The 10,000-nt window shown below is 47.2% G+C and carries 14 protein-coding genes and 1 pseudogene; 9 read left to right on the forward strand and 6 right to left on the reverse strand.

Translation table 11 applies throughout. The annotated features are described in order from the left end of the window. Window positions 1–220: 220 nt before the first annotated feature. Both LDL35_RS15285 and larE read left to right on the forward strand, forming a co-directional pair. Window positions 221–355, forward strand: a pseudogene (locus LDL35_RS15285) (cysteine synthase A); the annotation flags it as partial. A gap of 129 nt (window positions 356–484) precedes the next feature. Further along, on the forward strand, window positions 485–1,270 hold the full coding sequence (larE, locus tag LDL35_RS05905; protein ID WP_304020381.1) for an ATP-dependent sacrificial sulfur transferase LarE: 786 nt from the start codon (window positions 485–487) through the stop codon (window positions 1,268–1,270). Window positions 1,271–1,881: 611 nt separating this feature from the next. Here the strand turns inward: larE and rd are convergent. The 4 genes from rd to hcp form a co-directional block, all read right to left on the reverse strand. Next, on the reverse strand, window positions 1,882–2,040 hold the full coding sequence (gene rd, locus LDL35_RS05910) for a rubredoxin (protein ID WP_304020383.1): 159 nt from the start codon (window positions 2,038–2,040) through the stop codon (window positions 1,882–1,884). 5 nt (window positions 2,041–2,045) lie between these two features. Beyond that, complete coding sequence (locus LDL35_RS05915) at window positions 2,046–2,327, reverse strand: NAC family transcription factor (protein WP_304020390.1); 282 nt, start codon at window positions 2,325–2,327, stop codon at window positions 2,046–2,048. Continuing rightward, window positions 2,324–2,704 carry a cupin domain-containing protein gene (locus LDL35_RS05920; RefSeq protein ID WP_304020393.1) on the reverse strand — a complete coding sequence of 127 codons (381 nt, stop codon included), beginning with the start codon at window positions 2,702–2,704 and terminating at the stop codon, window positions 2,324–2,326. The genes LDL35_RS05915 and LDL35_RS05920 overlap by 4 nt, the downstream gene beginning before the upstream one ends. 132 nt (window positions 2,705–2,836) lie before the next feature. Beyond that, a complete protein-coding gene (gene hcp, locus LDL35_RS05925) occupies window positions 2,837–4,453 on the reverse strand; it encodes a hydroxylamine reductase (RefSeq protein WP_304020395.1) in 1,617 nt (538 codons plus the stop codon). A gap of 85 nt (window positions 4,454–4,538) precedes the next feature. On the opposite strand from hcp, the gene LDL35_RS05930 reads away from it, so the two are divergent. The 3 genes from LDL35_RS05930 to LDL35_RS05940 all read left to right on the forward strand — a co-directional run bounded on the left by LDL35_RS05930 (window position 4,539) and on the right by LDL35_RS05940 (window position 6,203). Further along, on the forward strand, window positions 4,539–4,898 hold the full coding sequence (locus LDL35_RS05930; protein WP_304020397.1) for a helix-turn-helix domain-containing protein: 360 nt from the start codon (window positions 4,539–4,541) through the stop codon (window positions 4,896–4,898). Between the two features lie 42 nt (window positions 4,899–4,940). After that, on the forward strand, window positions 4,941–5,186 hold the full coding sequence (locus LDL35_RS05935; protein ID WP_304020399.1) for a hypothetical protein: 246 nt from the start codon (window positions 4,941–4,943) through the stop codon (window positions 5,184–5,186). Between the two features lie 183 nt (window positions 5,187–5,369). Continuing rightward, window positions 5,370–6,203 (forward strand): ATP-binding protein, encoded by an 834-nt coding sequence (locus LDL35_RS05940; RefSeq protein ID WP_304020401.1) that lies wholly within the window; start codon window positions 5,370–5,372, stop codon window positions 6,201–6,203. Between the two features lie 58 nt (window positions 6,204–6,261). Here the strand turns inward: LDL35_RS05940 and LDL35_RS05945 are convergent, their stop codons facing one another. Continuing rightward, window positions 6,262–6,555 carry a DUF1894 domain-containing protein gene (locus tag LDL35_RS05945; RefSeq protein WP_304020403.1) on the reverse strand — a complete coding sequence of 98 codons (294 nt, stop codon included), beginning with the start codon at window positions 6,553–6,555 and terminating at the stop codon, window positions 6,262–6,264. After that, window positions 6,519–7,004, reverse strand: coding sequence for a DUF1890 domain-containing protein (locus tag LDL35_RS05950; RefSeq protein WP_304020408.1), 486 nt, complete (start codon window positions 7,002–7,004; stop codon window positions 6,519–6,521). The genes LDL35_RS05945 and LDL35_RS05950 overlap by 37 nt, the downstream gene beginning before the upstream one ends. Window positions 7,005–7,132: 128 nt before the next feature. Here LDL35_RS05950 and LDL35_RS05955 point away from each other — a divergent pair, with 128 nt between their 5' ends. From LDL35_RS05955 to LDL35_RS05970, 4 genes are all read left to right on the forward strand, one after another. Next, window positions 7,133–7,891, forward strand: a complete 759-nt coding sequence (locus LDL35_RS05955) for a winged helix-turn-helix transcriptional regulator (protein WP_304020410.1) — start codon at window positions 7,133–7,135, stop codon at window positions 7,889–7,891. 148 nt (window positions 7,892–8,039) lie between these two features. After that, entirely contained in the window at window positions 8,040–8,399 is a 360-nt protein-coding gene (locus LDL35_RS05960; RefSeq protein WP_304020412.1) for a hypothetical protein, read from the forward strand. Beyond that, window positions 8,396–9,565 carry an ABC transporter permease gene (locus LDL35_RS05965; RefSeq protein WP_304020415.1) on the forward strand — a complete coding sequence of 390 codons (1,170 nt, stop codon included), beginning with the start codon at window positions 8,396–8,398 and terminating at the stop codon, window positions 9,563–9,565. Before LDL35_RS05960 ends, LDL35_RS05965 begins: the two co-directional genes overlap by 4 nt. Then, window positions 9,562–10,000: ABC transporter ATP-binding protein (locus LDL35_RS05970; protein WP_304020417.1), on the forward strand; the 439-nt coding region annotated here is incomplete at its 3' end. The genes LDL35_RS05965 and LDL35_RS05970, both read left to right, overlap by 4 nt.

A 10,000-nucleotide genomic window follows, 5' to 3' on the forward strand; every position in this document is an offset into this window, starting at 1 on the left:
TCCCTTTTCTCCTATCGTATGATTGCTGCCTGACCTGATCCCGCGATGCTGTACAAGCTCTGACGAGCATCACTGAAACTTAATCGTTCCTTAAGCATCGCATTGGCTTTTAACCGTCGAATTGCATACCGTACAGTTCTTGGCGGTAGTCAATCGCCAGCGAGGAAGAATTTGAGATGGCAAGGAGGCTTGCAAAAGAGAGGATATTCTTGCCAGTCCATCTTCGGGAGCAGCCCACGCGACTGCTCTGAAAGGAGCAGAAAGACCTGAAAATGCAGGAAAAGTGATTGTAATGATTCTTCCTGATACCGGTGAACGGTACCTCTCGACCGAGTTATTTTCCTATTCCGGATAATATGTACACCACGACGATATCCCAAGGGAAATGATATCTACTCATAGAAGAACTAGCAAAAGGATCTCCAGCCAAATAAGGAACGAATATTCGGTGCATATTATGGACATAAATAAAAAAATACAGGGTTTGAAAAGCATAATCAAAGAACATGCGCCACTCCTCATCGCATACTCCGGAGGAGTTGACAGTACCCTGCTTGCGGTCATTACCAAGGAGACTATCGGAGCCGAGAATATGCATTGTGTCCTCGTGGACGGACCGGAAGTTCCCCGGAGAGCCGTAAAAGCAGCAATAAACCAGTCAGAATACCTGAAAATCCCCCTCACCGTCCGCGAAGGTGTGCCATTATCCTATGAGTTACAAAGAACAAACCCCCATGACCGGTGCAGGCATTGTAAACTCGGAACCTATCCTATCCTTCAGCAGATCGCTGACGAGACCGGCTGCACGTATATCGCGGATGGTGCGAACGCATCAGACATTGGAGAACATCGTCCAGGCATTGAAGCATTCAGCTCCTGTGGTGTTATTCACCCGTTCATCATGGCAGGGATTACCAAACTGGATATCCGGGAGATTGCCAAAAGCAGGGATCTTCCCTTCTGGGATACACCATCCTCCGCCTGTCTGTACTCGCGAATACCGTATGGGGAAGAGATAACCGGAGAGAAACTGCGAATGATTGAAAAGGGAGAAGACATGCTCCATGACATCGGAATAACCCAGGCACGGGTCAGGCATCATGGAGCGATTGCCCGAATCGAAGTGCTCCCTAAAGAGATGGAGAGAATCATCTCACACCGGGAGCAGATTCACTCGTTCTTTAAAAACATCGGGTTTTCATATACTACCCTTGATCTGAAAGGATACCGTTCAGGAAGCATGGATGAGGTTCTCAAGCCCTCATCCTGAATAGTCACATTGTTCTACTCTGATTTTCTCTGTTGATTATAAGTTTTCAGAAGACTTTCTATAAAATCTTCTGCTGATTTTGCATATGAACTCTTAAAATTAGTATACACGATAGTATCGTCAGACATACCTTTCAGAGTAAACCAATCTTCTTTCCGAAAAGTAAACATCAAAAGCCCTCCTAATTCTCTCTTCTCAATTTTTCCAAACGTTTCCAGGATAGCAAGAAAGGGCTTGTCTACCGGATCACTCAAGGTATATTCATAGATACTCGATCCATCAGTACATGTTGATGTTCGTTTCTTTTTTACCACGTACATATATGGCACCTGGCATGGTATGGCATAGAATTGAAAAAGAATTCCCCGATAAAGAATAGTATATCCTACGACGAAGGTCCCGGAGAAAGGAGTACAGTTGATTTCATATACCCGAAGAGCTCCGAATTTTGTTCACTGAACCGGAATGGTTCAGGCCTATTTCATTCTCGTTTGTATGAGGCATACTCTTTCCTTAGGTTCAATCCATGAACACATCTGGTATACCGCTGAGGTAATAGATAATCGAAAACCGCCAGAATATACCACATCATCCCATAAAAAATAAGAGGATTAAATCATTTCAAAGACTTCTTTGCCCTCCTGACAGATCGGGCAGAGCCAGTCATCCGGGAGGTCAGCAAAGGACGTACCTGGTTCAATACCATTATCAGGGTCTCCTTTTGCCGGATCATACACATAACCACATATTGAGCACTCATATAATTCCATATGAATCACACCTTTGGCTTTCGTTCTTTGTACACCGAAAACAGGGCATCAGCATATCTCTCAGTCATCTTCGTCGGGATGTAGTTGAGTACTTTTGCTCGTTTCACCAGTTCATTCCTGATATCACTATCACTTCCCAGATGAAGAGCTGCGACCTCATCGATGATAAAGTCAAGCTGGTTTATTCCCGTCGGCTTTCCATCCACCAGAATTGAACCGATATTCGTATCCTGTGGGATAATCCCCCCACAGACCTTACAATACACGCCATCCTTCTCGTCACTCATGATTCCTTCTCCCGGATCATTGTCAGGGACATCTTGAACCTGGTTATCGCACTCAGGGCGTGGGGAACCCCGGCTGGGAAGATGATCGTATCTGCTTCCTTCATCTGGTACGTCACACCCTGAACCCATACCTCACATTCACCGTCAAGAATGGTGACAACCGCATCAAATGGGGCGGTGTGTTCAGATAACCCTTCGTCCTCATCAAATGAAAAGAGAGTGATGGATCCTGCCTTTGTATTCACGATCATCCGGCTGGCGACCGTACCATCCTGATAATCGACAAGATCTTTCAGGGTTAATACTTTTCCACGAAGCTCGTCACGCTTCGTACCGCTTTTTTCAGTTTTTTTTAGGGTATCTGAATTGAATTCCATGATCTTCACCGGGGGAGAATGATGAGGGTACTGACATTCGGGCACTTATTCTTTTCACTCAGGGATGAATCGGAGTATAGAGGTTCTACACATCCGGATGATGAAAGATATTGGCTGGGGCCGTGATTGGTATCAGGCCGGAACCATTCGTTTCATGTCCTCTTCGACGGTACTGTTCTTTCTGATATTAAAGTTGTCAACCAGGACTTTGAGCACCCCAGGAGAGACAAAGCCGGGTAGTTTCGGGCCGAGCGTGATATTCTTTACCCCGAGGGAGAGCAGGGCAAGGAGGACCAGGACAGCCTTCTGTTCATACCAGGCAATGTTAAAGACCACCGGCAGTTCGTTGATACCAACCCCGAATGCTTCTGCCAGGGCCTTAGCGATGACCACCAGTGAGTAGCAGTCATTACACTGACCGGCGTCAATCACCCGGGGGATACCACCGATGTCACCCAAGTCCAGGAAATTATACCGGTACTTGGCACACCCGGCGGTCAGGATGACAGTGTCTTTTGGCAGGGCCCGTGCAAAGTCCGTGTAATACTGGCGCTCAGACTGACGCCCGTCACACCCGGCCATTACCACGAACTTCTTGATATCTCCCTTCTTTACCGCGTCAATTACCGTTCCGGCAAGGGCAAGAACGGCTTCATGGGCACAACCGGTGATGAGGTCGCGACCGATGGTTTTGGCCGGCTCTGGGGGCTGGCATCTCTTTGCATGCTCGATAATCACAGAGAAGTCCTTGGTTCCGTCTGCCTTCTTGGGGATGTATGTGGTGCCCGGATACCCTGCCGGACCGGTGGTGTATACCCGGTCAATGTATGAATCCCTGGGAGGCACGATACAGTTCGTCGTGACCAGGATGGGACCATGAAAGGTATCAAACTCTTCCTTCTGGTGCCACCAGGATGATCCGTAGTTCCCGATCAAATGCGTGTACTTCTTGAATGCCGGGTATGCATGTGCAGGGAGCATCTCGCCATGCGTGTAGATATCAACCCCGCTGTCCCAGGACTGCTCAAGGAGCTGCTCCATGTCACGAAGGTCGTGTCCGGTGATAAGAATTCCAGGGTTTGTTCCAACCGTGGTCTTCACCGACGTTATCTCCGGATTTCCATAGGTCTTCGTGTTCGCGGTATCAAGCAGGGCAAGTGTCTTGACACCTACCTCCCCGCATTCGAACACCATTGCGATCATCTTGTCAACAGGAAGATCCTGCACCGTTGATGCAAGGCCTTTCTGCATGTAGTCGGTTATTGCCGCATCGGTAAACCCAAGCATCTCAGCATGGTGATAATATGCAGCGACACCTTTCAGACCAAAGACAACCATGGCCCGGAGTGAATGCACATCATCATTTACATTGGCTAGTTCTGCAATCTCGTTCGCCTTTGCAGCAATGTCAGCATCACTCTTCGGGGTCCAGGTGCAGGCATCTGGCTCGTTCTCTCCGGCTTTCGGGAGGGCATCCCTGATGGCGATGGCCTGGGTGATAAGCGCTTTGAGCCGTTCATCATCAAAATTCGTATTGGTCAGGGTTGCAAAGAGTGCTTCGGTAATGAATGCCCCTGCGTCTTTGTTTTCTGCTCCCTTCGCTCTCGCTGCTATGTTGCGAACTGAAATCCCTTTGCAGAGATAAATGAGCACATCCTGCACACCTGCGGTATGATCTTCCTTCCCACAGATCCCTTTCACCGTACACCCGGTCCCCCGGGCAGTCTCTTCACACTGGTAACAAAACATGGGTATCGTTCTCCTGTATGGAAATGCTACGAAGTATTAATTGTATATCAACTTATTAATAGTTGTGAGTTTCAGAAAGTATACTGTGCATGAGATCTGTACGGTCAACATGACTGTGAAATACCTGCTCAAAAAATGGACACTCCTTATCATCCTGGAGCTGTATAAAGGCCAAAATTATACCCGCAGGTTTTCTGAATTAAAAGAGGCCCTCTCTGATATCACCCCGAAGATCCTGTCAGAGCGGCTCAAAGAACTCGAAGATGAAGGCATCATTACAAAGAACGTAGATGCAACATCGTTTCCGGTCAGGTGTGAATATACCCTGACAGAGAGTGGTGCAGAGCTCATCGAAGTTATCCGGGATATCAAGCGATGGGCCCTGAAGTGGAAGATAGATAATATCCCCTGTGGTGAACAGGATTGCAAAAACTGTGTCCTCTGATCACCCCGGAGAGATCGTTTCATTGGAAATGAATAGGTAAAGATGATGATTCTGGATACATGTCCGGGAGTAAAGGACCTCAAGACTCCCACACTAACAATAAAGAAATGTCCGAAATGTGGAGAGGAAGTCGAAATTTTCTCAAATGACACAAAGGTTCCATGTGGGAACTGTGGATTTGTCATCTTCAATGACACGCTCTCCTGCATTCAGTGGTGTACATATGCAAAGGAATGTGTCGGAGAAGAGATGTATAACGCATTTCATCAAAAAAAGGGAGGCAGATAATTGATCGTTACTCTCCTGACTTCACATCATGCAGATATCAGGGAGTGATACCAAAATCTTAGGATATACCGGTTGAAAGGTAATATCCAAAAGGAAACTTCTTGCTTTTTGTGCTTCAAGGAGACATATACCATAGAAGGGGGCATAATTCCTGTACCATGCGCCCCAGGAGAGGGAGAACACATGAAGCGAAAAATAATTACTATTGACGAAGACGCCTGCACCGGCTGCGGTCAGTGTATCCCTGACTGTCCAGAAGGAGCACTTCAGGTTATTGAAGGAAAGGCCCGTCTCATTTCAGATCTTTTTTGTGATGGTCTGGGCGCCTGTATCGGTACATGTCCGGAAGGGGCCATTCGGGTGATCGAGCGGGAGGCAGAGCCATATGATGAAAGAGCAGTCATGCAGAATATCATAAATCAGGGACCCGCAGTTATCGCCGCTCATCTGGACCATCTGCGGACCCATGGCGAGCATGAACTCTATCGTCAGGCCATATCTTTCCTACAGGACCAGAAGATTCAGGTCCCGGACCATAATACGCAACACGGCCCACATCATGGGAATAGGGCAGGATGTCCGGGGGCTGCGATGCACACCATTCCACGACCTCATGAGAAAAAAGGAACACAAACAGATGCACGGACAGAGTCAGAACTGCAGCAATGGCCGGTTCAACTCCGGCTGATACATCCTCATGCCTCGTATTTTGATAATGCCGACCTTCTTATCGCAGCAGATTGTGTTCCGTTTGCATATGCAGATTTTCATCGTGATTTCCTGAAAGGAAAGATCCTTCTCATATTCTGTCCGAAACTTGATGCGGACATTGACGAATATATCGATAAACTTGCAGAGATATGCAGATTACACGCAATTCATTCAGTGACCATCGTGCATATGGAAGTCCCCTGCTGCAGCGGAGTCAGCTCTGTCGTAAACCAGGCAATCCATCTTTCAGAGCAAAAGATACCGGTTGAGGAAATAACCATCACTATCAACGGGAACGTAAAGTGAGTTTCCCTGATTTACAAAACTATAAGAACGATGCAAAATAAGAAAAAATGAGGAAATTTTACTTTTTTCTTCCTGCGAATTTTGCGATCTTTCGGATCCGAAGGGCTTCATCCGGATCTTCTATGGAGAGAAGAAAAGTTCCGTGACATGGTTTCACATAGGGAAAAACTACTCTGTCACCCTCAATACCAATGGCAATCGGAGGAGGCCCTATGAGGGGATCACCAAAGATTTTGGTACCGGGCATGATATGATACACTTCAGAATATTTTTTCTCGATATATGACCTCGACTCAGGAAAACTGAGTCCTTTTTCTATGATGTCGTAGGTAAGTTCTTCGATACACCCCATCCCATCACCTCCTGAAGCTTTCGCCGTATCGGGACCGGATTGTGAACTGCGGGCTCGACAATCTTCTCGCCATCAAACTCGATACTCCCAGATAATTCTTCTGCGTTCCTGCCAAATACAAGTGTGATAAAACGGATTTCAGCGAGAAGATACCGCATGGTGGCTGCATATGATATTCCTGCGTCATTATGGGCAAAACAGATGCAGAGATCATACTGGCCATTCCTGTCAGTAATCCCCTCAATGCACTTTTCAAGGGTAACCAGTCTTCGCAAATAATGTCCACCGGGATCTGACGTTTTGATAAGTTTCATCACCGATGGGTTTCCGGCAGTAGTGACCTCATATCCATCCTTTTCAAGATAATACCCGCTAAAAAGGGCGAGTGCCATCTGAATGGGAACTTCCGGGCATCCAAGGACAAGAAGGGCTTTTTTTTGTATACTCATGATATATCACGAATCAGGCGGAAGGTTTTCTCCCTCCCGACAGGTAGTACTCAGTAGTTCATGATGGTCAACAAGATAAAGATTCACAATCGTGAAACTATTTATTCTTGCGAGTCAGATAAATACCCATGAAATTTCCTGCTCTCCTTCTGGTGGCATTTCTCCTCTCCTCTCATATCTGGATAGCAGGCGGGTTACAACCCACAGTATCTATCCAGCGAACAAATTGCTGCATGAATTCACCGTGTTCAGAAGCATCCGGACAGACAGCTTCTGGTACGGGACATTGTTCCTGCAATTCCATGCCCGCTTCGATGGCCCAGAATGCATGTTCCTGCATGCATCATCGGATGATGACATCCGCTCCGGGTGTACTCGAACGGGTCAGAACGTTTGTTGTCAGAGGGTATCGAAAAATCACTAAGAAAAATGTTCTTGATCATCCTGCTCGAAAACTTCTCTATGACCTGATACGAGATAACCCCGGACTTGAGCGAAAAGATCTGGTAAAATTGAGCGGACTGAATGAACATACGATCAAATATCACTTAGATCAGATTCAGAGTGCAGGTCAGATCTCTGTTTGCCTTGTAGGAAATAACAGGCATTATTTTGAGAACCATGGAACATATTCATCCCAGGAGCAACAGTTATTTTCCTGGTGTCATCAGGATGGACCGGCACGTATCATAGGGGTAGTCCGGGAAAACCCAGGAATCACCCGGGGGGATGTTGCGAAAGAACTGGGAGTATCAGGCCCGGTGATATCGAGGAGCATACTTCCCCTGATACAGGCAGGCATCATCAGGCAGGAGGCAGATGGAAAATACAGGAGATATTACCCAGGATGGGATGCACAAACCATCACTCATAATCTCAATTCCTGACATTTTTTCTTCATGTAGCTCTTCTGATTAGAACAGGTATATATTCACAATTCCAATGCTAACAATAGCGGACGGAGATGGATGAAAAACCCCATTTTCATCCGAATCATCCTTCGTACTACAGGAGGAATGAATGATGAAAAGATGTATGAAATATGCAACATTCGCAATATTTTTAATCCTTTGTCTGACAGGAATCACTTTCGCAGAAACGATTGAGCAGAAAGATTTGAATCAGGTACAGATAGGGACCATTCTGGAAGATCCAGAAACCTATGTGGGACAAAACGTCACCATTCATGGAACGATTTCATCACAATGTGGATCAGGATGCTGGTTTATCATATCTGATGATACCGGAGATCTGTACGTAACCCTGCGGGCTAACAATTTCGTGATCCCCCCGGCTATGGGTAAAAAAGCCACGGTAATAGGCCAGGTTTCCATGAAAGGTGATGTCTATGTAACCGGGAGCCAGGTCATTATCGGGGATACCACCTATCCATGAATCTTTTTATTTTTGCTCTCCGAAACCTTCAGCGCCGGAGGATACGAACCATCCTTACCATGGCCGGAATCGCTCTGGCTGTGGCGGTCCTGTTTTCCTTACTGGCATTCCAGGCAGGATATGAACAGGAACTTATGAAGGATGTGGACAGCCTCGGCATTCATATGCTTGCAGTCCCGAAAGGATGCCCCTATGAGGCAGCCAGTCTCATCATGCATGGAGGAGTTATCCCCAAGTATCTGAATGAGTCAGACCTTTCACTGGTAAAAAATACTCAAGGAGTATCCCTCGCCACCCCGATCCTTCTCCATCAGTTCATGGTAAACGGATCTCCCCATATTCTCTATGGGATCGTGGGATCAGAAATGCGGTCCATCCGACCATACTGGAGGATTGAAGGGAGATTCTTCGAAGATAGCGAGCAGAAGGTGATGGTTGTCGGAAAAGGACTTGCTGAAAAAGAAGAACTGAAGGTCGGACAGATGCTCCCCTTTGGGCCAAAAAAAGAGCCTTTCGAGATCATCGGGATACTGGATACATCCGGAGGACAGGAGGATGAGTTCCATTTTGTTCCACTCAATGAAGCACAGCGGGTATTTCAAAAAGAGGGGCAAATTACTACGATAGCCGTCCTCGCCGATGATATCGGAAGTTCCGGGATGGTGGCGGATAGAATTGAAGAGATCCCCGATATGCAGGTGGTCACGATGACCCAGATTACCGGCACAATCCTCAATATCGTCGGATCTGCCCGGACACTCCTGCTCTCAATGATTGTCGTAACCCTCGTGATCACCGCATTTGGAATCACCAATACCTTGCTCATGTCGGTCCATGAACGGACAAAAGAATTCGGGATGCTCAAAGCGATTGGTGCCCGATCTCATGATATCATCAGGCTGGTTATATTAGAGACATTGGTTGTAACCTTCCTCGGGGGTGTAGCGGGAGTTCTTCTTGCCTTGCTTGGAGGAGGGATTATTGAATCCTTCATCAGGGAAAACGTCCCTTATGCTCCTTCAGGTAGTCTGATAGCAGCAGATCCGGTTATGGCACTCCTCTGTATCGGACTATCAGTCATACTCGGGCTGGTATGCAGTATGTATCCGGCGATTCGCTCTGCCAGACAATCACCTATGGAAGCCATGAGGAGTGAAATATCATGACCGTTATCGCAGTTTCTGATCTTGCCAAGGTGTACAAACGTGGTGCCGAAGAGGTGCATGCACTCCGGGGAGTCAGTCTCAGCGTGAATGCCGGAGAATTTGTATCGATAGTCGGGCCTTCCGGATCCGGAAAGACTGCACTCCTCAACCTGCTGGGCTGTCTTGATACACCAACCGGCGGAATTATCTCCATCAACGGAACCGATGTCACGACGCTTCCTGAAAGCCGGCGTGTCCTGATCAGGAGAGAACAGATAGGATTTGTGTTCCAGCAGTTCTTTCTCATCCCGACCCTGAATGCAAAGGAGAATATCCTCCTCCCGTTAACGTTCAGTAAAAAACCGGTTGATGAATCAAGAGCACGGGAGATTCTGGAGATGGTGGGACTTTCACATAGGGAGAATCATCTTCCCCATGAACTCTCCGGCGGTGAGA

The sequence above is a fragment of the Methanospirillum hungatei genome (assembly GCF_020216685.1).
Classification (GTDB): domain Archaea; phylum Halobacteriota; class Methanomicrobia; order Methanomicrobiales; family Methanospirillaceae; genus Methanospirillum; species Methanospirillum hungatei_B.